General features: G+C 67.6%; 15 protein-coding genes. 8 read left to right on the top strand and 7 right to left on the bottom strand.

Going from position 1 to position 24,109, the window contains the following annotated elements; all coding sequences use genetic code 11:
* Positions 1–24: 24 nt before the first annotated feature.
* The 4 genes from AC1ZQA_RS15800 to AC1ZQA_RS15785 form a co-directional block, all read right to left on the bottom strand.
* Positions 25–3,462 (bottom strand): transglutaminase family protein, encoded by a 3,438-nt coding sequence (locus tag AC1ZQA_RS15800; RefSeq protein WP_482677780.1) that lies wholly within the window; start codon positions 3,460–3,462, stop codon positions 25–27.
* Positions 3,463–3,501: 39 nt separating this feature from the next.
* Positions 3,502–4,458 (bottom strand): alpha-E domain-containing protein, encoded by a 957-nt coding sequence (locus tag AC1ZQA_RS15795; protein WP_482677779.1) that lies wholly within the window; start codon positions 4,456–4,458, stop codon positions 3,502–3,504.
* A gap of 43 nt (positions 4,459–4,501) precedes the next feature.
* Positions 4,502–5,923: a circularly permuted type 2 ATP-grasp protein gene (locus AC1ZQA_RS15790; protein WP_482677778.1), complete on the bottom strand. Its 1,422-nt coding sequence runs from the start codon at positions 5,921–5,923 to the stop codon at positions 4,502–4,504.
* A 112-nt stretch (positions 5,924–6,035) separates the two neighbouring features.
* A complete protein-coding gene (locus AC1ZQA_RS15785) occupies positions 6,036–8,648 on the bottom strand; it encodes a DNA internalization-related competence protein ComEC/Rec2 (protein WP_482677777.1) in 2,613 nt (870 codons plus the stop codon).
* Positions 8,649–8,828: 180 nt separating this feature from the next.
* Here AC1ZQA_RS15785 and AC1ZQA_RS15780 point away from each other — a divergent pair, with 180 nt between their 5' ends.
* The 7 genes from AC1ZQA_RS15780 to AC1ZQA_RS15750 all read left to right on the top strand — a co-directional run bounded on the left by AC1ZQA_RS15780 (position 8,829) and on the right by AC1ZQA_RS15750 (position 19,264).
* Positions 8,829–9,410 carry an MliC family protein gene (locus tag AC1ZQA_RS15780; protein ID WP_482677776.1) on the top strand — a complete coding sequence of 194 codons (582 nt, stop codon included), beginning with the start codon at positions 8,829–8,831 and terminating at the stop codon, positions 9,408–9,410.
* 769 nt (positions 9,411–10,179) lie between these two features.
* On the top strand, positions 10,180–11,541 hold the full coding sequence (locus tag AC1ZQA_RS15775; RefSeq protein WP_482677775.1) for a hypothetical protein: 1,362 nt from the start codon (positions 10,180–10,182) through the stop codon (positions 11,539–11,541).
* Positions 11,542–11,784: 243 nt separating this feature from the next.
* Entirely contained in the window at positions 11,785–15,426 is a 3,642-nt protein-coding gene (locus AC1ZQA_RS15770) for an indolepyruvate ferredoxin oxidoreductase family protein (RefSeq protein ID WP_482677774.1), read from the top strand.
* 26 nt (positions 15,427–15,452) lie between these two features.
* Entirely contained in the window at positions 15,453–16,316 is an 864-nt protein-coding gene (ypfJ, locus tag AC1ZQA_RS15765; protein WP_482677773.1) for a KPN_02809 family neutral zinc metallopeptidase, read from the top strand.
* Between the two features lie 6 nt (positions 16,317–16,322).
* Entirely contained in the window at positions 16,323–16,655 is a 333-nt protein-coding gene (locus tag AC1ZQA_RS15760) for a chemotaxis protein (RefSeq protein ID WP_482677772.1), read from the top strand.
* A 131-nt stretch (positions 16,656–16,786) separates the two neighbouring features.
* Positions 16,787–18,043, top strand: a complete 1,257-nt coding sequence (locus tag AC1ZQA_RS15755; RefSeq protein ID WP_482677771.1) for a c-type cytochrome — start codon at positions 16,787–16,789, stop codon at positions 18,041–18,043.
* 36 nt (positions 18,044–18,079) lie between these two features.
* Entirely contained in the window at positions 18,080–19,264 is a 1,185-nt protein-coding gene (locus AC1ZQA_RS15750) for a multidrug effflux MFS transporter (protein ID WP_482677770.1), read from the top strand.
* Here the strand turns inward: AC1ZQA_RS15750 and AC1ZQA_RS15745 are convergent, their stop codons facing one another.
* From AC1ZQA_RS15745 to hemE, 3 genes are all read right to left on the bottom strand, one after another.
* Entirely contained in the window at positions 19,265–19,852 is a 588-nt protein-coding gene (locus AC1ZQA_RS15745) for a CBS domain-containing protein (RefSeq protein ID WP_482677769.1), read from the bottom strand.
* A 144-nt stretch (positions 19,853–19,996) separates the two neighbouring features.
* Complete coding sequence (locus AC1ZQA_RS15740) at positions 19,997–22,303, bottom strand: primosomal protein N' (RefSeq protein ID WP_482677768.1); 2,307 nt, start codon at positions 22,301–22,303, stop codon at positions 19,997–19,999.
* A gap of 400 nt (positions 22,304–22,703) precedes the next feature.
* Positions 22,704–23,795, bottom strand: a complete 1,092-nt coding sequence (gene hemE / locus AC1ZQA_RS15735) for a uroporphyrinogen decarboxylase (protein ID WP_482677767.1) — start codon at positions 23,793–23,795, stop codon at positions 22,704–22,706.
* 91 nt (positions 23,796–23,886) lie between these two features.
* On the opposite strand from hemE, the gene AC1ZQA_RS15730 reads away from it, so the two are divergent.
* Complete coding sequence (locus tag AC1ZQA_RS15730; protein WP_482677766.1) at positions 23,887–24,069, top strand: hypothetical protein; 183 nt, start codon at positions 23,887–23,889, stop codon at positions 24,067–24,069.
* Positions 24,070–24,109: the final 40 nt, after the last annotated feature.

The following is a 24,109-nucleotide window of genomic DNA, read 5'->3' as shown; positions in this document are numbered from 1 at the left end:
GCACGGCGCATCCCCCGATTCCGGTCAAACTCCACGTCCCGTTCGCAAATCCAGGGTGAAGGGGAATTCCAGGCTGGGATGCGCCGGCGCCACCCGCATGCGGCCCGGCGTGTGGCCCATGCGGAAAAAGCGCGCCAGGCGGCGGCTTTCGGCCTCGTACGCGTTGATCGGGAAGGTGGTGGGATTGCTGCCGCCCGGATGCTCGACGTGGTACTGGCAGCCGCCGAGCGAGCGCTCCATCCAGGTATCGACCAGATCGAAGGTCAGCGGCGCGTGCACGCCAATGCCGGGGTGCAGCGCCGAGGGCGGACGCCACGCGCGGTAGCGCACGCCGCAGACATACTCGCCGCTGCGCCCGGTGGGCTGCAGCGGCACCGCCTGACCGTTGACGGTGAGGACATGGCGGCTGTCGGTCAGGCCGCTGATTCTCACTTCCAGACGCTCCAGGGACGAATCGACATAGCGCACCGTGCCGCCTGCCGCACCTTCCTCGCCCATCACATGCCAGGGTTCGAGCGCCATGCGCAGCTCCAGCTTCATGCCGCGCACAGCAAAGTCGCCCAGCAGCGGGAAGCGGAAGGTGTGGTGCGGCGCAAACCACTGCGGATCGAAGTCGAACCCGGCCTCGCGCAGTTCGGTGAGCACGTCGTCGAAATCCATCGCGATGAAGGTGGGCAGCAGGAAGCGGTCGTGCAGCGCCGTGCCCCAGCGCTGCAGCGCGGCGGTGTAGGGCGTGTGCCAGAAACGGGCGATCAGCGCACGCAGCAACAGTTGCTGCACCACGCTCATGCGGGCATGCGGCGGCATCTCGAAGGCGCGCAACTCCAGCAGGCCGAGCCGCCCGGTGGCGCCGTCCGGGCTGTAGAGCTTGTCGATGCAGAACTCGCTGCGGTGGGTGTTGCCGGTGACGTCGATCAGGATGTTGCGCAGGGTGCGGTCGACGAACCACGGGGGCGCCTCCTGCCCGTAGCGCGCGCGGTTGGCGCGCAGCTCGGCCAGGGCGATCTCGAGCTCATAGACCTGATCGTCGCGCGCTTCGTCCACCCGCGGCGCCTGGCTGGTGGGGCCGATGAACAGGCCGGAGAACAGATAGCTCAAGCTGGGATGGTTGTGCCAGTAGGCCAGCAGGCTGGCGAGCAGATCCGGGCGGCGCAGGAAGGGGCTGTCGGCAGGGGTGGCGCCGCCGAGCACCACGTGGTTGCCGCCGCCGGTGCCGGTGTGGCGGCCGTCGAGCATGAATTTTTCCGCGCCCAGCCGGGTCTCGAACGCGGCCTGATAGAGAAACTCGGTCTGGTCGACCAGTTCGGCCCAGTTGTGCGCCGGGTGGATGTTGACCTCGATGACCCCGGGATCGGGCGTGACCTGCAGCAGATTCAGGCGCGGGTCACGTGGGGGTGGATAGCCTTCGAGGACCAACTTGACCTGCAGCCGCTGCGCCGTGGTCTCGATCGCGGCGAGCAGGTCGAGATAGTCTTCCGCCGAGGTGAGCGGTGGCATGAACACATACAGAATGCCGCCGCGCGCCTCCACGCACAGCGCGGTGCGCACAATCCAGCCGCCGGACTCGAAGCGTTCGGGCTGCCTTCCGTCGCCCGGGCGCATCCGCTGGCCGTCGCCGCTGGACAGCGGCGCGGTTCCGGCGCCCGCGCCCCGGCGTGGTGCATCCGGGCCCTGGTGTTGCACCCCGACGGTGCCGCCCTCCGCGTAGCCGCCTCCAATGCGGTGCATCGGGCCGTACTGGGTGCGCAGCGCGACGGCTGTGGGCAGAGACCGGCGCGGCGCGAACGGGTCTTGTGGCCAGTCGGACGCCCGCTCGCCTTCGGTGGCCCAGGGCAGGGAGTCGAGCGGCAGCCGCCAGCCCATGGCCGAGTCGCCGGGGAACAGGTACATGCGTTCGTCGCGGAAGAACCAAGGCCCGGAGATCCAGCTCGGGCCGCTGGGCTCCGGGTAACCCGGCTCGCGCCGCAGCGGCAGGGCGTAGCCGGTGGGGGTTTTCAGCCCCTGGTCGAACACCTTGCGCAGTCGCGCCCGTTCCATTTCGTCTTCCACCCGCGAGTCGAAGGGATCGACGTTGAGCGGCAGTCGGCGCTCGCGCCACAGGTAATACCAGGTGTCCTCAAAGCCGGTCTGCACATGCGCCGGGTTGACGCCCAGGGTATCGACCAGGGCGAGGATGAAGGTGTGCGCGTCGAGGTGGGTGGCGGTGCCGCCCAGGCGCTCGTCTGCAAACAGCTCGGGGTTGTGCCAGCAGGGCTGGCCGTCGCGCCGCCACACGGCCGACAGCGCCCAGCGCGGCAACTGCTCGCCCGGATACCACTTGCCCTGGCCAAAGTGCAGAAAGCCGCCGGGACCGTAGCGCTTGATCAGCTTGCCGATGAGTTCTGCGGCGTACCCGCGCTTGGTCGGGCCCTGTGCGTCGGTGTTCCACTCGGGCGCGTCGCGGTCGGTGGTGGCGACAAAGGTCGGTTCGCCCCCCTGCGTGAGGCGCACGTCGCCATTCTTCAACTCCTGATCGACCAGTTCGCCCAGGGTGAGCACGGCCTGCCACTGGTCGTCGGTGTAGGGCTTGGTGACCCGCGGTGACTCGAAGATGCGGGTGACTTCCATGTGGTGGCTGAACTCCACCTCGCATTCATCGATCATGCCGTCGACCGGCGCGGCGCCCGAGGGTTGGGGGGTGCAGGCCAGCGGAATGTGGCCCTCGCCCGCGAGCAGGCCGGAGGTGGGGTCGAGGCCGATCCAGCCTGCGCCGGGCAGATAGACCTCGCACCAGGCGTGCAGATCGGTGAAGTCGGCCTCGGCACCGCTGGGGCCGTCGAGCGCCTTCACGTCGGGCGTGAGCTGGATGAGGTAGCCGGAGACGAAGCGCGCGGCAAGCCCCAGATGGCGCAGCACCTGCACCAGCAGCCAGCCGGTGTCGCGGCAGGAGCCGCAGGCGCGTTCAAGGGTCTGCTCGGGCGTCTGCACCCCGGGCTCCATGCGAATGGTGTAGGCAATGTCGCGCTGCAACCGCTGGTTGATGTCCACCAGAAAGTCGATGGTGCGGCGCGGGGTGCGGTCGATGCTGCCCAGCAGGGCCTCCAGCCGCGGAGTCAGCGGGTCGGCGGCCAGATAGGGGCCGAGTTCCTGCTTGAGTTCGGGGGCGTAGCTGAAAGGGAATTGCTCGGCCTCGGGTTCGAGAAAGAAATCGAACGGGTTGTACACCGCCATTTCGGCCACCAGATCGACCGTGATCTGCAGCAGGGTCGCCTTTTCGGGAAAGGTCAGGCGGGCCAGATAGTTGGCGAACGGGTCCTGCTGCCAGTTGATGAAATGCCTGGTCGGCTCGACGCGCTGGCTGTAAGACAGAATGGGCGTGCGGCAATGCGGCGCAGGGCGCAGCCGCACCACATGCGCAGACATGCCGACCGGACGATCGAAGCGGTAGGTCGTGGTGTGGGTGAGCTTGACGTGGATGGACATCGGGCACCTTGGGTGAAGGAGAGAACGCGACATGCTGGATCAGGCGGCCAGAAAGTCTTGACTGATGCCCACGCCCAGGTTGTTGATGCGTTCCAGAAAATGGGTGAGATAGGCATGCAGCCCGGTGGCCATGATGTCGTCGAGCCGACCGAACTGCAGCTGGGCATTGAGCAGTCCGGCACGGCGCAGGGTTTCGCGCGACTGCGGGTTGGCCACGGCACGCAGGTGGTTGTTCACCGCCATCATGCAGGCCGCCAGTGACCGCGGCATGTCAGGCCGCAGGATGAGCAGCCCGGCCACGCGCTCGGGGGTGATGACGTCGCGGTACACCTTGCGGTAGACCTCGAACCCCGAAACCGAGCGCAGCACGCCCGACCAGTGATAGAAGTCGTGCTCCTGCAGGCGTCCATTGCCATTGACCGAGCCGTGGAAGTCGGACTGCAGCGCGTGGAACTTCACATCGAGCAGCCGTGCGGTGTTGTCGGCGCGCTCCAGAAAGGTGCCGATGCGCAGGAAGTGATACGCCTCGTCCTGCAGCATGGTGCCCGAGGTGACGCCGCGCGAGAGGTGCGAGCGGTACTTCACCCACTCGAAATACTGCGCCGGGTCCAGTCGGCACAGGCCATTGGCCAGCATGCGCTGCGATTCGAGCCAGGTCTGGTTGACCGTCTCCCATACCTCGGTGGTGATGGCGCCGCGCACCGCGCGGGCATTCTCGCGCGCGGCGCGCAGGCAACTCTGGATGGACGAGGGGTTGCTGGTGTCGCACACCATGAAGTCGAGCACCTTGTCGGCGTCGATCTCGCCATGCCGCTCGGTGTAGGCGGCGGTCAGCTCGGAGATGCCCAGCAGCCCGCGCCAGCCCAGTTGCATGGCCTCGGCACCCTGCGGCAGCAGGGCGGACTGCACATGCACGTCGAGCATGCGCGCGGTGTTTTCGGCGCGTTCGGTGTAACGGGCCATCCAGAACAGGTGATCGGCGGTGCGGCTGAGCATGGGGCGTTTCCTTGAGCCGGAAGATGACGGAGCGCGGGCGGGTCTACTTCTCCAGCACCCAGGTGTCCTTGGTGCCACCACCCTGCGAGGAATTGACGACCAGCGATCCTTCCGCCAGCGCCACGCGGGTGAGCCCGCCGGGGACGATGGACACGGTCTTGCCCGACAGCACGAAGGGCCGCAGGTCGAGGTGGCGCGGGGCGATGCCCGACTCGACATAAGTCGGGCAGGTGGACAGCGCCAGCGTGGGCTGGGCGATGTAGTGGTCGGGATGCGCCTTGATCTTCTCGGCAAAGGCGGCGATCTCGGCCTGGGTGGACGCCGGGCCGACCAGCATGCCGTAGCCCCCGGCGCCGTGCACTTCCTTGACCACCAGGTCGGGCAGATGCTCCAGCACATACGCCAGGCTCTCGGGCTCGCGGCACATGCGGGTGGGCACGTTGTTCAGCAAGGGCTTTTCGCCCAGATAGAACGCGATCATGCGCGGCACATAGGGATAGATGGACTTGTCGTCCGCCACCCCGGTGCCGATGGCGTTGGCCAGGTTCACATTGCCTGCGCGGTAGGCGCGCATCAGCCCGGCGCAGCCGATGGCCGAATCGGCGCGGAACACCTTGGGATCGAGAAAATCGTCGTCGATGCGGCGGTAGATCACATCGACCCGCTGGGGGCCCTGTGTGGTGCGCATGTAGACGAAGTCGTCCCGGACGAACAGATCCTGCCCTTCCACCAGTTCCACGCCCATCTGCTGCGCGAGAAACGCGTGCTCGAAGTAGGCCGAGTTGTACATGCCCGGGGTGAGCACGACCACCGTCGGATCGCTCACTCCCGGCGGCGCCACGGCACGCAGCTTCTCCAGCAGCATGTCGGGGTAATGCGCCACCGGGGCGACGCCGTAACGCGAAAACAGCTCGGGAAACAGCCGCATCATCATGCGGCGGTTTTCCAGCATGTAGCTCACTCCGGAGGGCACGCGCAGGTTGTCTTCGAGCACGTAATACTCACCGTCGCCCGCGGCGTTTTCCGCGCGCACGATGTCGATGCCGGCGATCTGCGCATACACCTGGTGCGGCAGGTCGATGCCCATCATCTCGGGGCGGAACTGCGCGTTGCCGACCACCTGCTCGGCCGGCACGATGCCCGCCTTGAGGATCTCCTGGTCGTGATACACGTCGTGGAGGAAGCGGTTGAGCGCGGTCACGCGCTGCTTCAGCCCGGCTTCGAGCTGTTTCCACTCGGCCGCGGGAATGATGCGCGGAATCAGGTCGAAGGGAATGAGCCGCTCGGTGCCCGCCTCGTCGCCATACACCGCGAAAGTGATCCCCACGCGGCGGAAGATCAGTTCGGCCTCCTCGCGCTTGGCGCGCATGGTGTCGGGCGGCTGCTGCGCCAGCCAGTGCGCATACGGCGCGTAGTGGGGGCGGACTCCGCCTTCGGCGGGAGTCATTTCATCGTAGAAGCGCATCGTCGTCTCTCGGAGGGCTGTCTGTGCAGGCCTGTTGCCATGCAGGCGAGTTAGCAAGATACAGGCCAGACGCGTCATCACGCCGAAGTCTGACGGGGAGAGCCGAGCCGTTTCAGGGAGAATCCACCGGCCATCGTGGCTTGGGCGCCCAGTAATGCGGTGTCGCTGCGCGCCAGCCCTGAACCGCATCGGGCGCGGCGTCGCGCCAGCGCAAGGCACCCTGCAGGTCGGTGCGCCACAGTGCAATGCCGCGCGCGGCGTAGCGCTCGACCACCAGCGGGTGGGGATGGCCATGCGCATTGCGGTAGCCCGCCTGCACCACGGCGGCCCGCGGCATCACGGTATCGAGCAGGGCGTCGCTCGACGAGGTCTTGCTGCCGTGATGCGGCACCAGCAGCACATCGGCATAGGGCAGCGCACCTGCCGCATGCAGGGCGCGTTCCTGCGCCTGGTCGATGTCGCCGGTGAGCAGCGCCGAGCCGCCGCGCGCGGCCACATGCAGCACGCAGGAGCGGGCGTTGTCGTTGCGCGGCGGCGCGTCCGGCAGCGGGCTGATGACGCGGAAGTCCACGCCGTCCCAGCTCCAGTGCTGTCCGGCGATGCAGGGCTGGCGGTTGGAGAAGCCAAGATGGGCGGCAGCATGCGCCGGAACCGAGGTCAGCAGCGCAGCCTCCGGGTGCGCGCGGGCGATGGCTGGCGCGCCGCCGGAGTGGTCGCTGTCGTCGTGGCTGACCACCACCCGGTCGAGATGGCGCATGCCCAGGCTGTGCAACAGGGGCAGCAGCACCTGGCTGCCGGCGTCCACTCCGGGGGCCTGCTGCGGGCCGGTGTCATACAGCAGGGTGTGCCGCGCGGTGCGCACGACCACGGCCATGCCCTGGCCCACATCGGCAAACCACAGCTCCATATTGCCCGGCGCAGGCGCGGTGCCGGGGTTGCTGGTCAGCGGCAGCATCAGCAGAAGGCCGGGCGCGCGCAGCCGCCAGGTCCAGGGCAAGGCCAGTGCCAACGCACCCAGCGCAGCCAGTGCGAGGGTGACCGCGTCGGGCGCTGCGGCATGCCACTGTGCCAGCGGCCAGGCCGCCATCTGCCGCAAGAGGTGATCGAGCATCTGCTGCAGCCAGGCGGCAAGCTGCCAGACCCAGCCGTCCAGCGGTGCGGGCAGCAGCAGACCAGCGATGGACAGCGGGGCCACCGCCAGGGTGACCACCGGAATCGCCACGGCATTGGCCACGGGCGACAGCACTGCGATCTGCTGAAAGAACAGCAGGGTCAGCGGCAACAGGCCGATGGTGGCCACCCATTGCGCCTGGCTGACGTTGCACAGGGTGTGCCAGCCACGCTGCCACACTCCAGGCGTCGATGCGGCTTGCGCGCCCGAGAACGCAGGCGCCGCAGTCTCGGGGTGCCTGCGGTTGCCCGCAGCGAACAACAGACCGACTGCGACGAAGGACAGCCAGAAGCCGGGCTGCCGCACCGCCCACGGATCCCACAGCAGCACGGCGATCAGCGCCAGCGCCATCACATCGCGCCAGTCGGCCCGCAGTCCGCGCTGGCGCAGCAACAGCACCACGGCGAGCATCAGCAGGGTGCGCTGCGCCGGCACGCCCCAACCCGCGATCAGCGCATAGGCCGTGGCCGCCAGCAACGCGGCCCAGGCGGCCAGGGTGGGCGCGGGCACGATGAGCGTCCACGGTCGGGGCAGGCGTGCGGTCTGCCGCCACAGCCAGCCCACGAGCTGCAGGGTCATCCAGGCCAGCAGCGTGATGTGCAGGCCGGAAATGCTCATCAGGTGCGCAACTCCGGTGGTGCGGTAGACGGCCCAGTCCTGCGGGGAAATCGCCGCCTGATCGCCCAGCGCCAGCGCGATGATGGTGTCGGCGGAGAAAGGAAGGGGAGATGCCCCCACGCTCGCGCCCGCTCGCTGCCCCCCGAGGGGGCGCGTTCCGCCTTGGGGCGGCCCTGCGGCGGAACGTGATGCCCCCACGCTCGCGGTCGCTCGCTGCCCCCCGATCGGGACGCTTTCCACCTGCAGCGCGGTCATCATGCGCTGGCGCAGGTGATCGCGCAGTTGCGCAACCCAGTCGGACGGGGCGCTGCGCACGCCGAGCAGTTGCGGCGGCGGGCCCATGCGGCTGACGGTGCCGGTCGCGCCGATGCCATCGCGGAACAGGGTCAGCTCGGTGTCGTTGCTGCCGGGGTTGGCAAAACCATGCGGCTGCTTGAGGCGCACAGAAAACTGCCATTCCTGCCCGGGATGCACACGGGGCGGTGCGGGCGGCTGGTCGGCATGACGATCCCGCTTCGCGTACCAGCTCAGGGACAGGCGACTTGGCACGCCGTGTGGCGCGGGCTGTGTGACTTCAAAGACAAAGCGGGTCGCATCGGGGTACAGCACCGGCAGATCGGCCACGACGCCGCGGACGGTGAGGACCTGCGTTTCCACATCCGGCGCAAGCCGGTCGGCCAGAATGGGGTGGGCGCGCCATCCCGCCAGCCCAAACGCCAATGCAAAGCCGCTGAGCGCGAGCAGGGCGTGCGTGCCCATGCGTTGCAGCGTGCTGTTGCGCGGCAGACTGTTGCCGCGGCCATGCCACAGCAGCACAAGCAGACTTCCCAGCAGCCCGGCCGCCCAGATGGCAAGGTAGGCTGGGCGGGGCCAGAGGGAGGCCTGCGTGGTCTGCAGCGCACAGCCCAGCAGCACGGCGAGGGCATAGATCGGCAAGGCGGTTTCCTCGGCTTTGTTCTGCGCGCGGCAGGGCGGTGTCTGAAAAAACCCGCAACATCATAAGAGCCGAGCGCACCGGTCAGGCTTTACAAGTCTCTACAGTTGCGCGGCGTCATGCGGGGGTGCGTGTTGCGTTTGTATGGTTCAATTTCTGCAACAGAATTCGGGAGTTCGTGCATGAATCCGCAACAACAACGCTCTCTATCCCTGCGTCTGGGCGCAAGCTGTGCGGCGCTGGGCGTTCTGGCATTGGCGGGTTGCGCCACGCCGGTGAATCTCAATCAGCCGGTCCCGGTGCAGCAGCTCAATCCGCCCGCCCCGCGTGTGACCGTGCCGCCTTCAACCTACGCGCCCGTCACGCCGCAGGCCCCGACCAGCGAGGCGCAGCCTCTTGCGCCGAGCGCGCCGATCACGGTGCAGCCGCTCGGCCCGGCGGGCATCGCGCCAGCGACCAATGCGCCATCGCAGCTCGCTCCTGCCGCTCCCGCGCCCGAGGTGTCGGCGCCGCAGCAAGGCGCGCCCGCCCTGCCCCCGGGCGCGGTGCGTTTCAATTGTCAGGACGGCAGCTCCTTCATCGCCACCTTCGGCGATGTGTCGGTCACGCTGCAGACCGCGCTGGGCAACCTCACCCTCGACCAAACCGTCTCCGCCGACGGCGCGCGCTACCGCAACAGCGCGTTCCAGGTGTGGTTCAAGGGCCGCCAGGCCACGGTGACCAATTTCCTGCAGAACACCAATACCGTGTGTCAGCAGCAGTGATTCCAGACTGAGGGTGGCGGGAAAAACTCACGACTTTTACTTTCAGATACAGACAGGCAACTGCACCCCCCTTAAAGTGGGGATAAGTCATTTTTTTCAAACGGCGGTGTGACTTTTTTCGCCCGCCATGGGTTGCCAAATGACGGCCTGTGACTTCGCCAGAATCTGCGTGGTTCATGCGGCATGAGACGCCCCGTCGGACACGGGGGGCCGAAATGCGCAACCACGTATCCGGAGTCGCACCATGCAGCAAACCCGCCGTCAATTCATCCAGAAATCCCTGTTGAGCCTGCCAGCGATAGGATCGTTGGCGTCTTGCGGCGGCGGGGCCGCCTCATCGCCCGCTGTGAACTCGACAGTGAGTTCGACCGGCGCTCAGGCGAGCGCACTACCCGTTGCAACGGGCGGCAGCTCATTGCCTCCCGTCGTGCAAAACCCGTCAGTCACCCCGGCACCCACGACCTCGGTGAGTTCGGCGCCAGCTGTGCCGTCGACCCCCACGACGAGCGGGCAGACTCCCACGCCCGTGCAGTCGACACAGCCGGTCACGACACAACCGACATCGACGCAGACCACGTCATCCCCGCAACCGACACAAACCACTGCGCCCACGCAGTCGTCGCAAACGACAACAACAACATCGACGACACAACAAACCACGCAACCTGCGCAGCCCACCACGACGACTCAGCAGACATCGCAACCTTCACAGGCTGTTGCGTCTGGCCAGAATCTTTCCGCGGGTCTGAAGCAATTCGGGCAGTCGCCCGTGCCCTACAGCGCTTTGGCCAAGCCCGCCAAGGGACAAACCGTCACCGATCCCGACTTTGGCGTCAAGATCATTCGCATCACGGATTGCGTCAAGGATTTCAACAACCTGTGCGTCGCCCCGGCCTACCCCACCGCGATGGCGTGGAACTGCGACGAAACCCGTTTCATCCTGTATGTGCCGGGCTCCACAGCGCAGGCCGGTGGACAGCAGGGCTGGGCGCTGTACGACGGCACGACCTATGCCTTCATCAAGTTCCTCGACATCAATCCGGGCGATGTGGAGCAGTTTTACTGGGATCATCAAGACCCGGCAACGCTGCGCTACATCGACAACCACCAGATGGGCAGCCAGAACCTGGCCGACCTCACCGCCATCAACGTGGAAACCGGCGTCAAGACCATCATTCACAGCTTCCTGCCCAACGGACTGCCGCCTGGTTGCCCGTCTGGCGTGACGGGCGTTCGCTGCGGTTATCCGTTCGCGCTGGGTGTCAATGCGCAAGGGCAACGCATCTGGGGTCTCGGCGCTTTTGGCGGCCCGATCGGCAACGTCGCGGGCGAACTGGGCATGTGGGTGTTCGGCTTCAACGAGTCTACCGGCGCATTCACGATTTACGACTCGACCATTCCGCAGCCGCAAGCCAGAGGCTCGACGCCGTTCCCGTCGGTGTCGGGCAAGTTCTTCATCTGGAACGGTGCTGCGGCCACGAATCTCAACTCCACACCGACCACGCAATCGGGCATTTTTGATGCCACCACCGGCAAGCTGCTGCGCATGGTGAATTTCGACACCAACGAGCACTGCGACACCGCGATGGATGCCAACGGCAACGATCTGCTGGTCGGCTCGCAGTTCTCGCGCAACACCGGCGGCAATGGCAATGTGATCGTCTGCAACATCAACACGGGCGCGGTGAGCAACTATGTGGGCGAGAGCAGCGGCTGGGGCTACCCGACCACGGGCAGCCTGAGCGGTTCAACCGCGTGGAAGAACCCCTCCTGGGTGGTCACCGGCATGACCGGCAATATCTACGGGACTGGCAGCAAGGGAGTGGCAACCCCGGGCTCGAATGGCAACAGCGGCCCGACGGCAAACCCGTGCACCATCCTCGACCAGGAGCTGATGATCACCAATCTGACCAGCGGCACCACCTGGCGCATCGCCCATCACCGCAGCACCGGCAACTACAGCAACGCGCCGCAGAGCAACTACTGGGCGCAGCCGAATGTGACCTTCAGCACCAGTGGCACGCGCATCCTGTTCAACAGCGACTGGGGCGACGGCAATCCGAGCAATCCGGTGGTCAACCCCAACGCGCCGATCGACACCTACGTGCTCATCCTGCCGTCCTTCGGCTGATGGTGCGAGGCGCTTGCGGACGCATGTCCGCAGGCCCGAGGCGCCTATCGCTTCTCCTCTGTTCACTCCCCCGTAGTCGCACTAGCATCGCGTTGCCGGCATCAAGCCGGTCGCCGTCCACAAGACGGCGTGCGGGCCGTGCTGGCGCATGGCATCGCATTTGCCCGGCATGCCTGATCGGCTGCCGATCGGTGAACCTCGGCGCCATCCACGCAAGGTGCGCGCCCCACAAGGAGACAGGCGATGAACGCTCCCCTACCCGAGCCCATCCGTCGTGCGCTGGCGACCATTTCGCTGGACGACAAATACACCCTCACTTCCGGCCGCGCCTTCATGAGCGGCATCCAGGCGCTGGTGCGTCTGCCCATGCTGCAGCGCCAGCGCGACGTTGCCGCAGGGCTCAACACGGCGGGTTTCGTCTCGGGCTATCGTGGCTCGCCGCTGGGCGGCTATGACCAGGCGCTGTGGAAGGCGAAGAGGATTCTCGAAGCGAACAACGTGGTGTTCAAGCCCGGGGTCAACGAGGAACTGGCGGCCACCGCCGTCTGGGGCACGCAGCAACTCGACCTGTTTCCCGACAAGGCCAAGTTCGATGGGGTGTTCGGCATCTGGTACGGCAAGGGACCCGGCGTGGATCGCTGCTCGGACGTGTTCAAGCACGCCAACAGCGCGGGTACCGCGCGCCATGGCGGCGTGATCGCTGTGGCGGGCGATGACCATGTGGCCAAATCGTCCACGCTGGCACACCAGAGCGACCATATCTTCAAGGCGTGCGGACTGCCGGTGTTTTTTCCCGCCTCGGTGCAGGAGATTCTCGATCTGGGTGTGCACGCCTTTGCCCTGAGCCGCTATGCCGGAGTCTGGTCGGGCATGAAGACCATCCAGGAAATCGTGGAGTCGTCCGCTGCGGTGGATGTGGACGCCGACCGCGTGCGCATTCTGCTGCCGCAGGACTTTGTGCTGCCGCCCGATGGCGTGCACATCCGCCTGCCCGACACGCCGCTGGCGCAGGAAGCGCGGCTGATGGACGTGAAGTGGTATGCGGCGCTGGCCTACATTCGGGCCAACCGCCTGAACCACACCGTGATCGACAGCCCGCACGCGCGGCTGGGCATCATGGCGTCGGGCAAGGCCTACAACGATACCCGCCAGGCCCTGAACGACCTCGGACTGGATGCCGACACCTGCGCGCAACTGGGCATCCGGCTGCACAAGGTCGCCGTGGTCTGGCCGCTGGAGGCACAGCTCACGCGGGAGTTCGCCACCGGGCTGCAGGAGATTCTGGTGGTGGAGGAAAAGCGCCAGGTCATCGAATATCAGCTCAAGGAAGAGTTGTACAACTGGCGCGAGGATGTGCGGCCCAACGTCATTGGCAAGTTCGACGAGCTGCCGGGCGACACGACCGGCGGCGAATGGAGCCAGCCCAATCCCGGCGGCAACTGGCTGCTGCCGGCCAAGGCCGACTTGAGCCCGGCGATCATCGCCCGCGCCATTGCGGGCCGCCTGGAGCGGCTGGGCATCCTGCGTGATGCCGGGGTGGACGTGCAGCGTCGCATCAGCGAACGCCTGGCCGTGATCGACGCGCGCGAACGGACCCTGCAGGCCCCCGGCGCCAGCGCCCAGCGCCCGCCGTGGTTCTGCTCGGGCTGCCCGCACAACACTTCCACCCGCGTGCCCGAAGGCTCGCGCGGCATGGCCGGCATCGGCTGTCATTACATGGTGGTGTGGATGGACCGCGCCACGCAGACCTTCAGCCAGATGGGCGGCGAGGGCGTGGCCTGGGTGGGGCAGGCGCCGTTCACCACCGACAGGCATGTGTTCGTCAATCTGGGCGACGGCACCTACTACCACTCGGGGCTGCTCGCCATCCGCCAGGCCATCTCCGCCGGGGTGAATGCCACTTACAAGATTCTGTTCAACGACGCCGTGGCGATGACCGGCGGACAGCCGGTGGAAGGCGGTCTGACGGTGCCGCAGATCAGCCGCGAGCTGGAGGCCGAAGGCGTGCGCCGCATCGTGGTGGTGACCGATGCGCCGGAGAAATACAGCAACGCCGTCGGCCTGGCGTCAGGCGTGACCGTGCGTCACCGCGACGACCTCGACGCCATCCAGCGCGAGCTGCGCGAGGAGGCGGGCATCACCGTCATCATCTACGACCAGACCTGCGCCACGGAAAAGCGTCGCCGCCGCAAACGCGGGCAGATGGCCGATCCAGCGCGGCGCGTGGTCATCAACCCGCTGGTGTGCGAAGGTTGTGGCGACTGCTCCGAGCAGAGCAACTGCCTGTCGGTCGAGCCGCTGGAAACCGAGTTTGGGCGCAAGCGCACCATCAACCAGAGCAGTTGCAACAAGGACTTTTCCTGCCTCAAGGGCTTCTGCCCCAGCTTCGTCACCGTAGAGGGCGGCATGCTGCGCAAACCCAGGCCGCAGCCGGGCGCGGATCTGTCGGCCCTGCCCGAATTGCCCATGCCCACCGTGCCCGACCCCGTCCAGGCTGACGTCGCGGGCGGCGGCAGCTATGGCATCGTCGTCGCGGGCGTTGGCGGCACCGGAGTCATCACTATCGGTCAGCTGCTGGGCATGGCCGCGCACATCGAGGGCAAGGCCGTGGTCACGCAGGATGCAGCCGGGCTGGCGCAGAAGGGCGGCGCGACCTGGAGCCATGTGCTCATCGCGAACGACCCCGAGCAGATCGTCACCACCCGCGTGGGCACGGCCGAGGCCGAGCTCATCCTCGGCTGCGACCCCATCGTCACCGCCGACCGCGAAACCCTGGCCCGCGTGCGCGAGGGCCGCACCCACATCGCGCTCGACACCCACAGCACGCCGACAGCCGCCTTCGTCCACAACCCCAACTGGCAGTTCCCCGACGCCGCCTGCCACAAGGCCATCGAACAGGCCGCGGGCGCCGAGATGGTGGCCGGGTTCGACTGTGTGCGCGCCGCCGAGAAGCTGCTGGGCGACGCCCTCTACGCCAATCCCATGCTGCTGGGCTTCGCCTGGCAGAAGGGCTGGGTGCCCCTCGGTCACGCCGCGCTGATGCGCGCCATCGAGCTCAACGCCGTGCAGGTGGAGAACAACAAGGCCGCGTTCGAATGGGGTCGCCACGCGGCGCACGATCCGCAGGGGATCGCCGCACTGAGTGCTGCCGAGCAAGTCATCCAACTGGTCAAGCGGCCGAGTCTGGACGAGGTGATTCAGCGCCGCGTGGCGTTTCTCACCGACTATCAGAACGCCGCCTACGCGCAGCAGTATGCGGACGTTGTCGCGCAGGTGCGTGCCGCAGAGGCGCCGCGCCACTCCACCGCGCTCACCGAGGCCGTGGCGCGCAATCTGTTCAAGCTCATGGCCTACAAGGACGAGTACGAAGTGGCGCGGCTGCAGTCCGACCCGGCCTTTGCCAGGCAGCTTGAGCAGCAGTTCGAGGGCAGCTTCAAGCGCCACTACCACCTCGCCCCGCCGCTGTGGAGCAGGCGCAATGCCAAGGGCGAGCTGATCAAGCGCGAATTCGGGCCGTGGATGGGCGTGGCGTTCAGGCTGCTCGCGCCGCTGAAGGTGCTGCGCGGCACGGCGCTTGATCCGTTCGGCCACACGGCAGAGCGCAAGCGCGAGCGCGCGCTGATCCAGCGCTACCGCGACACCCTCAGCGAACTGCTGCGCGGGCTGGACGATGCCTCGCCTGAGCGGCTGAACCTCGCGGCGCAGATCGCCCGTCTGCCCGAGGGCATCCGCGGGTTTGGTCATGTCAAGCAGCGCCATCTCGACCAGGTGCTTCCGCAATGGGATCGCCTGATGCAGCAATGGCGCACGCCGGGCAAGGCGGGCAGCAGCCAGCCCGGCGAGGCGGGGCAGGCGTTGCCGGACAAGACGAGGCAGACGGCATAATCCCCGACAACGACCGGGGAGTGGCCATGCTTTGGAAAAACGGACGACGCAGCGACAACGTCGAAGACCAGCGCACCGCGAGCACCGGGCGGCGGGGTGGCTTGGTGGGCGGCGGCATCGGCACCATCGTGCTGGCGCTGGTGGCGCTGTATTTCGGCGTCGATCCGAGCGTGGTGCTCAATCAGGTGGCGCAGCAGCAGGTGCAGCAGACCCCGCAGCAGGCCCCGGCCGCGCTGAGCGCCAAGGATCAGCAGGACAAGGCGTTTCTCTCGGTGGTGCTGGCCGATACCGAAGACACCTGGCGGGCGATCTTCCGGCAGGCCGGGCGACAGTATGTCGATCCCAGGCTGGTGCTGTTTTCCGGTGCGGTGCAATCGGCCTGCGGCTACGCGCCGGCGGCCACCGGGCCGTTCTATTGCCCGGCCGACCAGAAGCTGTATCTCGACACCCAGTTCTTCCAGGACCTGCAGCAGCGCCTGGGCGCGCAGGGCGACTTTGCGCAGGCGTATGTGATCGCGCACGAAGTCGGCCATCATGTGCAGAACCTGCTGGGCGTGGAGGGCAAGGTGCGCGAGGCCATGCAGCGCAGCAGCCGCACCCGCGCCAACGCGCTGCTGGTGCGGCTGGAGCTGCAGGCCGACTGCTACGCCGGAGTCTGGGCCCACCACGCGCAGCATGAGCGGCAGGTGCTGGAAGCCGGAGACATCGAAGAGGCCATCAATGCCGCACAGGCGGTGGGCGACGACCGCCTGCAGCAGCAGGCACAGGGTCATGTGGTGCCCGACTCCTTCACCCACGGCACGTCGGCGCAGCGCGCCCGCTGGTTCCAGACCGGCTTGGCCAGCGGCCAGCCGCAGGTGTGCGACACCTTCAACGCCGCGCAGCTCTGAACCGCCATGCCCGCCACCTGGATGACCGCCATCGGCGCGGCCCTGCCCTACATCGAATCGGTGGCGAAGATCGCGCTGCCGGTGTTCAAGCAGCGCAGGTCGGACAAGGAAGCCGCCGAATCGCAACAGCGCCAGATCGAGGAACTGCAGACCGCGGTGACGCACAACGCCGAACATGTGCGCGCGCTGGCGCAGCAGTTGCAGACCACCATCAGCGCGCTGGAGCAGGCCGGTGTGCAGCTTGCCGCAGCCCAGCGACGGCAACAGCGCTGGGCGCTTGCGGCGCTGGGTCTGGGCGCGACTGCGCTGGTGCTGGCGCTGGTGGCGTTGCTGCGGTAAACCCCCGCTCGCTGCGACACGGCGTCGCATCCGTTTGGCCTGGGTCAAGTCGGGCGCGTGGCGCAGCCCGTAACCTGCCGTGTCATGTTGCGCTGCAAAATCCTCGACCGCAGCGCCGAGAAGGGGCGGCAATGAACAAGACCATGTGGATGCGCGCGGTGCTGGCCGCAGTGCTGGCGGTGCAGGCGGGCTGCGCGCTCGCTGCGGCGCGGTTTGCGGATCAGGACGTGCAGCGCGGCGCGTATCTGGCGCGTGCCGGTGACTGCGTGGCCTGCCACACCGCGCCCGGCGGCAAGCCGTTCGCCGGGGGGCTGAAAATGGTCATGCCCATCGGTGCGATCTATTCGACCAACATCACCCCGGACAAGACCCACGGCATCGGCAACTACAGCTTTGCCGATTTCGACCGCGCGGTGCGGCATGGCGTGGCTCCGGGCGGCAAGCATCTCTATCCGGCGATGCCGTATCCGTCGTACGCGCGCATCACCCCGCAGGACATGCACGCGCTCTACGCCTATTTCATGCAGGGCGTGCCGCCCGACCCCACCCCCAACCGCAAGCCCGACATGGTCTGGCCGATGACCATCCGCTGGCCGCTGGCGATCTGGGACTGGCTGTTCGTGCGGGACACCACCTTCACCCCGGATCCGAAGCAAGGCGCGCAGTACAACCGCGGCGCGTATCTGGTCGAGGGGCTGGGGCATTGCGGCGCCTGCCACACCCCGCGCGGGCTGTTCTTCCAGGAAAAGGCGCTCAGCGCGGGTGGGCCGAACGGCAAGCTGTTCCTCACTGGCGGCACGGTCGAGCACTGGTACGCGAGCAATCTGCGCAGTTCCTGCCTGCAAAAAACCTTGAGCGCACAGGATTTCGCGCTGTTGCTCAAGACCGGCAGTGCGAACAACTTCACGGTCGCGGGCGGCATGACCGAGGTCATCCACCACAGCACCCAGCATCTCACCCCGGATGACCTGTTGGCCATCGGCATCTACCTGAAGGCGCTGCCGCCCGAGGTGAGCGCGCAGGTGGCCAGCACCCAGCCAGACCCCGCGGCGGTGCAGCGCGGCAAGGCGCTGTACGACCAGCACTGCGTGGCCTGCCATCAGCCCACCGGGCAGGGCGTGCCCGCGGCCTTTCCCAGCCTGGTCGGCAATCCGTCGGTGCGCTGCCTGAACCCGACCAACGCGATCCACGCGATCCTGGCCGGTGCGACCACCGCGGTCACCGTCTCGGCGCCCGCGCCGATGGTCATGCCGCCCTTTGGCGCGCAGCTGTCCGACCAGCAGGTGGCCGATCTGGTCACGTACATCCGCACCAGCTGGGGCAACGCGGCCGAGCCGGTGTCGGCCGAGCAGGTCAAGGAACTGCGCCGCGCCATCGCCGGGCGCTGACGGCGCCTGGAGGGCAGCGCGGCGACAATGCGCCGCATGACCGATTCCGGCGCGCTGCGGCGCATTCTCACCCTGGGGGCGCTCACGGCCTTCGCCCCCATGTCGATCGACATGTATCTGCCGGGCTTTACCGCCCTGCAGCACGACCTGCGCGCAACGCCCGAGGCGGTGCAGCGCACGCTGGTCGTGTTCTTCCTCGGCCTGGCGCTCGGTCAGGCGTTCTGGGGGCCGGTGTCGGACCGCTATGGCCGCAAGCGCCCGCTGTTGCTGGGCATTGCGCTGTACGGTGCGGCCTCGGTCGGCTGCGCGCTGGCAGGGTCGATCGACAGGCTGTTGCTGTGGCGGCTGCTGCAGGCGCTGGGGGGATGCGCGGGCATCGTGATCGCGCGCAGCATGGTGCGCGATCTGTACCCGCCGGTGGATGCGGCACGGGTGTTCTCTCGGCTGACCCTGGTGCTCGGCGCCGCGCCCATCCTCGCGCCGCTGGCCGGGGCGGCGTTGGTGCAGGCGCTGGGCTGGCGGGCGATTTTCGTGGCGCTCGCCGGCTTTGGTCTGCTGTGCTTCGCTGCGGCGGCGGCGCTGCCGGAGAGCCTGCCTGCCAGCGCACGCAGCCGCGCCAGCCAGCATCCGGTGCGCCAGGCGCTGCGCACCTACGGCGCCTTGCTGCGCGACCGCAGCTACATCGGTTTTGCCTTGAGCGGAGCGCTCGGGCAGTCGGCGATGTTTGCCTACATCGCCGGGGCGCCGTTCGTGTTTATGCAGGTATTCGGGCTGCGCCCGGCGCAGTTCGGCTGGCTGTTCGGCAGCAACGCGCTGGGGTTGATCGCCGCGTCGCAGCTCAACCATGCCTTGCTCGCGCGCGTGACCAGCCATGCGCTGCTCGGCTGGGCGTTGCGCAGCCTGGTGGTCTGGGCCGTGCTGATGCTGGCGCTGTCGCTGCTGGGCATCGGCGGCTTCTGGGCGGTGGCGCTGCCGCTGTTTGCCGCGTTGTGCAGCCTGGGGTTTTCGTTTCCCAACGCCACGGCGCTGGCGTTGGCGCATCAGGCCGGGCGGGTCGGCAGCGCAGCGGCGCTCTTGGGCAGCCTGCAGTTCACCCTGGCGGCGCTCAGCGGATCTGCGGTCGGGCTGTTTGCCGCGCAGAGCGCCGCGCCGATGGCGGCGGTGTTCTGCGGCTTTGCCGTGCTGGCGCTGGCCGCGCACCGCGGGCTGGCCCCACGTTGATCACAGCGCGGCAATCGCCTGCTCGAGCTCGGCAAAGCTCTGCATCTGCCCGCTGGCGCTGAGTTCCACGCCCAGCTGACGGCCGATGCGCACGGCGGAAAAGATGCCGCGCACGCAAGGCGGGCCATCGGACTCCAGCACCAGCGCATGCTGCCGCCCGGAATGCCGCAGGGTGAGCACGATCTCGGCCACGGTGGAGCGCAGCACCTCGGCATAGTCGAGCACCTCGATGTGTTGCTGCGGCACCATGCACTGCGCCACGGTGACCGCGTCGCGCGGGATCTGGTTTTCGGTGGCGGCGCGCACCGGCTTTTCGCCCATCAGGTCGCGCGCGGTGATCAGGCCGACCACATGCCCTGCGGGGTTGGTGACCAGCAGCAGCCGCACACCGGCGTGCATCATTTTCTGCAGCGCGGTATTGGCGCTGGCGTCGGGCTCGATGGTGAACGCCGGGGTGTGGCGCAGGTCGGTCATCACATCGCTGGCGGGTGACTCGGGGGTGACGCTGCCGGGGCGGCCGTGGTCGAACGCGATGACCGGTGTGCCGGCCGGAAGCGGATGGTGATGCAGTAGGCGTTGCGTGGACATGATGGCATTTCTCCCGAAGAGGATGGCGTTTGCTGCATTGCAAAAAGCCGCCGACGCACTGAATTTAGTTCGCACAGCAGCGCCGTGCTGTATCGAAATGTCGAAACCGCGTCGGCGTGTGGCAGATCGCGCGCGCTTCAGTCTTCAGTAATCGAGCGGGTCCACATCGACCGCCCACCGCACCCGGGAGCGCAGGGCGGTGAGTTCAGCACGCCACTGCGCCAGCATGTTCTGCAGCGCGCCCCGGTGGGTGCCTTCGAGCAGCATCTGCATGCGGTGCACATCGGCCCTGCGGGCAAGCGTGGCTGGAATGGGGGGATAGACGGTGACGCCCAGTTTCTGCGCAATGGGGGCGGCGAGCTGTTGCGCGCGGTCGAGAAATTCCGCCACCGCCTCGATCTGCCTGTGCTCCGCGCGCAGCAGCGCCTGAAAGGAGAACGGCGGCATGCCGGCGCGCTCGCGCTCGATCAGCTCGGCCTGGGCGAAGCCGGGATAGTCGTGTGCCACCAATGCGCGGTACAGCGGGTGCTCGGGGTGCGCGGTCTGCACCAGCATTTCGGGGGCGGAGGGGGGCAGCCGCGGGGGCTGCGCGCCCTCTGCGTCCTTGAGCGCGGGCGGCGTGGCCCGGCCCGCCCGTCCCGCTGCCTGCATGAGCTGCGCGAACAGGCGCTCGGGGCCGCGCGGATCGTGGCTGAACAGCCCCGCGTCCGGGTTGAGCGCCGCCACCAGGGTGACGCGCTGAAAGTCGTGCCCCTTGGTCACCATCTGCGTGCCCACCAGAATGTCCACCTCACCGGCATGCACGCTGTCGAAGCTGCTGGCCGCCGCCCCCTTGCGCCGCGTGCTGTCGGCGTCGATGCGGGCAATGCGGGCGTAGGGATACTTGTCGGCCAGCGCTTCCTCCACCCGCTGCGTGCCTTTGCCCACGGGCTGCAGATCGAGACTGCCGCAGCTCGGACAGGCGCGTGGCACCGGGGCCTGATGCCCGCAGTGATGGCAGCGCAGGGTGCGGTCGGTGCGGTGAAACACCAGATGCGCGTCGCAATGCGGGCAGTCCGACAGCCAGCCGCAGTCCGGGCAGCTCAGCACCGGGGCATAGCCGCGGCGGTTCAGGAACAGCAGGCTCTGCTCCCCGCGCTCCAGGCGCTGGCGGATGGCGGCATCGAGCGTCTGGCCGATCAGTGCGTCACTGGCGCGCAGGGTGGGGTCGCGCCGGGTGTCGGCCAGACGCACGCGGGGCAGCACACCGGCGGCCCGCTGCGTCAGGGTGAGCAGGCGGTAGCGCCCGGTCTGCGCTGCCCGCCAACTCTCCAGCGAAGGCGTGGCCGAGCCCAGCACCACGGCAATGCCGAGCTGCTGCCCCCGCCACAGCGCGAGATCTCGCGCGGAATACCGCGCGCCCTCTTGCTGCTTGTAAGAGGCGTCGTGTTCCTCGTCGATCACGATCAGCCGCAACTGCGGCAGGGAGGCCAGCGCGGCCAGGCGCGTGCCCAGCACGATGCGTGCGCGTCCCGTGTGCGCCGCCAGCCAGTGCCGCAGCCGCTGGCCTTCCGACAGGCCGCTGTGCAGCACGGCCAGATGATCCGCGCCGAAACGCTGCTCGAAACGGCGAATGAGCTGCGGCGTGAGGTTGATTTCCGGCGTGAGCACCAGAATCTGCGCAGCGGGATCGCGCGCAAGCGCCTGCGCCGCCGCATGCAGATACACCTCGGTCTTGCCGCTGCCGGTCACGCCGAACAGCAGGAAGGGCGCAAACCCCATGCTGGCGGCGATGGCCTGCAGCGCCTGCGCCTGTTCCGGGTGCAGTGCAGGGGGTGCATCTGCCGCCAGGCCCTGCGGCGCGTCGGTGCTGGTCTCCACCCAGCCCGCCTGCTGCCACTCCGCCAGCACCCTGGTGGCCTGGGGATGAAGACGGCGCGCCTCTGGCAGTGACAACGAGCCGATCGCCGCAGTGGTGCCGGGCACTTGCTGCGGTGCGTCGGGCCGGGCTGCGCCCAGCGCCTGCGCCAGACGCCACAAAGCAACATTGCGCGGGGCGATTTTTTCGGGGAGCGCGCGCAGGCCGAGGTCGGTACAGCGATAGGCTGCGGTGGCGCTCCGGGTCGGCGCCGCCGCTGCGATGCTCTGCGGGTTGCGATTGCGAAGCAGCGCGGGCAAGGCGGCGCCGATCACCTCGCCCACGGCCCGCTGGTAATACCGGGCGACGAACTGCAGCAGGTCCAGCCAGTTCGCGTCGAACGCGGGCAGGGATTCGAACACCCCGGCAACCTCGCGCAGCGCGAGGCCCTCGCCGCCAGCCGGTGGCGGGGTCGGCCCCAGCACCACGCCGGTGACGGTCTGCCGGCCCAGCGGCACGCGCACCAGCGTCCCCGGCGCAAGCGGTGCATCGGCGCGGTAATCAAGGAGTTGCAGGCCCGGCGCGTCAACGGCAATCTGAAGAATGACGGACATGGAGCTGGCGCGCGGGATGGAGGTGGGGGTTTGAAACAGGGCGCTAAGTGGGCGTCAGAACACGGTTTCTGCCCGATCGAAAGCGGTGTGGATAACTCTGTGCATCAATCGGGTGCGTGTCGTCGATCGACCTGTGGATAAGCCTGTGCAAAATGATTTGCCAAACTGTGAAATTTCAAAAAATACAAATGATTTCAATAAGTTGGTCTATAAAATTTCAAGTCAAGTCTGTGATCAACTTGTTGCACCGCACAGAAGCCAGGAATGTGCATAAGCTGATTTGTCAAGCTTGACAAGACTGATTTTTCGCAGTTTCGAGCGGGCAGGCTCACCGCGCCCAGGCGCAAGCGCTTCGATCAGGCCCAGACGGGGGAAGTCTGGCGCCTTTCGACGTGCAACCTCAGCTGCCGTTGCGGTGCAGGGTGCGGCTGTGCGTGTGAACCGCCTCCACCAGGGCCGTCACATGCTCTGGCGGGGTGAATTGCGAAATGCCATGCCCCAGATTGAACACATGCCCCAGGCCGGGGCCCACCGGGCCGAAACTGTGCAGCAGGCGCTGCACCTCCTTTTCGATGGCCGCGGGTGGCGCGAACAGCACATTGGGGTCGAGATTGCCCTGCAGCGCCACGCGCTGGCCCACGCGCGCGCGCGCCTGGCCGAGATTGGTTGTCCAGTCCAGCCCGAGCGCGTCGGCGCCGGTGTCGGCCATGGCTTCGAGCCATTGGCCACCACCCTTGGTGAACAGGATCACCGGCACGTCGGCCGCGCCCGCGCGCTGCTTGAGCGCGGCGATCACGCGCTGGCTGTACGCCAGCGAGAAGTCCTGGAATGCACCATCGGCCAGCACGCCGCCCCAGCTGTCGAACACCATCACCGCCTGCGCCCCGGCATCGATCTGCGCGCCCAGATACTGCGCCACCGCCTCGGCGTTGACCGCCAGAATGCGGTGCATCAGATCGGGGCGGGAGTACAGCAGGGTCTTGACCGTGCGGTAGTCGTCGCTGCCGCCGCCTTCGACCATGTAGCAGGCCAGCGTCCACGGGCTGCCGGAAAAGCCGATCAGCGGCACGCGCTGCCGACCGTTCTGCACCAGCGCGCGGCGGATTTCACGCACCGCATCGAACACATAGCGCAGCTTGTCCATGTCCGGCACCTGCAGTGCGGCGACGTCGGCTTCGGTGCGCAGCGGGCGGTCGAACTTCGGCCCCTCGCCGGCCTCGAAGCGCAGCCCCAGCCCCATCGCATCGGGCACGGTGAGGATGTCCGAGAACAGGATGGCGGCGTCGAGGGCGTAGCGGTCGAGCGGCTGCAGCGTCACTTCGGTGGCGAAATGCGGGTTTTGCGCCAGCCCGAGAAAGCTGCCCGCGCGGGCGCGGGTGGCGTTGTATTCCGGCAGGTAACGACCCGCCTGGCGCATCAGCCACAGTGGGGTGTAATCGGTCGGCTGGCGGCGCAGGGCGCGCAGGAAGGTGTCGTTGGCAAGTGGGGTCATGGGCCGTATTGTCGCAAACCGCGCCAGGCAGATCGCATCGGCCTGCCGCATGCGGTAGGCTGACGCGCTGTCCTGTGATGTGGAGGGAGAAATGCAGCAAGAACCGAAACATGGGCCGCGCTTCTGGCTCGGCAATGGCGTGCTGGCGCTGGCGGCGGTGTTTTTGCTGTTTCTCGATCAGGCTGCGCAGTGGCTGGGCACGGGCGCGGTGGCGCTCTGGATGGGACTGGTCGCCGTGGGGGTCTATCTGATCGTGAAGGACGGCGGAAAGTGACTGCCGCAGCGGGCGCATCGGCCACTTGGCGGCAAGACGC

The organism is Thiomonas sp. DCM-2, from assembly GCF_056820905.1.
This window is presented reverse-complemented; position numbering and strand designations above follow the sequence as displayed.

Excerpts from the sequence above, each read along its gene's own strand:
- AC1ZQA_RS15800 (WP_482677780.1), bottom strand. The coding sequence starts at position 3,462 with ATGTCCATCCACGTCAAGCTCACCCACACCACGACCTACCGCTTCGAT.
- AC1ZQA_RS15795 (WP_482677779.1), bottom strand. The coding sequence starts at position 4,458 with ATGCTCAGCCGCACCGCCGATCACCTGTTCTGGATGGCCCGTTACACC.
- AC1ZQA_RS15790 (WP_482677778.1), bottom strand. The coding sequence starts at position 5,923 with ATGCGCTTCTACGATGAAATGACTCCCGCCGAAGGCGGAGTCCGCCCC.
- AC1ZQA_RS15780 (WP_482677776.1), top strand. The coding sequence starts at position 8,829 with ATGAATCCGCAACAACAACGCTCTCTATCCCTGCGTCTGGGCGCAAGC.
- AC1ZQA_RS15770 (WP_482677774.1), top strand. The coding sequence starts at position 11,785 with ATGAACGCTCCCCTACCCGAGCCCATCCGTCGTGCGCTGGCGACCATT.
- ypfJ (WP_482677773.1), top strand. The coding sequence starts at position 15,453 with ATGCTTTGGAAAAACGGACGACGCAGCGACAACGTCGAAGACCAGCGC.
- AC1ZQA_RS15760 (WP_482677772.1), top strand. The coding sequence starts at position 16,323 with ATGCCCGCCACCTGGATGACCGCCATCGGCGCGGCCCTGCCCTACATC.
- AC1ZQA_RS15755 (WP_482677771.1), top strand. The coding sequence starts at position 16,787 with ATGAACAAGACCATGTGGATGCGCGCGGTGCTGGCCGCAGTGCTGGCG.
- AC1ZQA_RS15750 (WP_482677770.1), top strand. The coding sequence starts at position 18,080 with ATGACCGATTCCGGCGCGCTGCGGCGCATTCTCACCCTGGGGGCGCTC.
- AC1ZQA_RS15745 (WP_482677769.1), bottom strand. The coding sequence starts at position 19,852 with ATGTCCACGCAACGCCTACTGCATCACCATCCGCTTCCGGCCGGCACA.
- AC1ZQA_RS15740 (WP_482677768.1), bottom strand. The coding sequence starts at position 22,303 with ATGTCCGTCATTCTTCAGATTGCCGTTGACGCGCCGGGCCTGCAACTC.
- hemE (WP_482677767.1), bottom strand. The coding sequence starts at position 23,795 with ATGACCCCACTTGCCAACGACACCTTCCTGCGCGCCCTGCGCCGCCAG.
- AC1ZQA_RS15730 (WP_482677766.1), top strand. The coding sequence starts at position 23,887 with ATGCAGCAAGAACCGAAACATGGGCCGCGCTTCTGGCTCGGCAATGGC.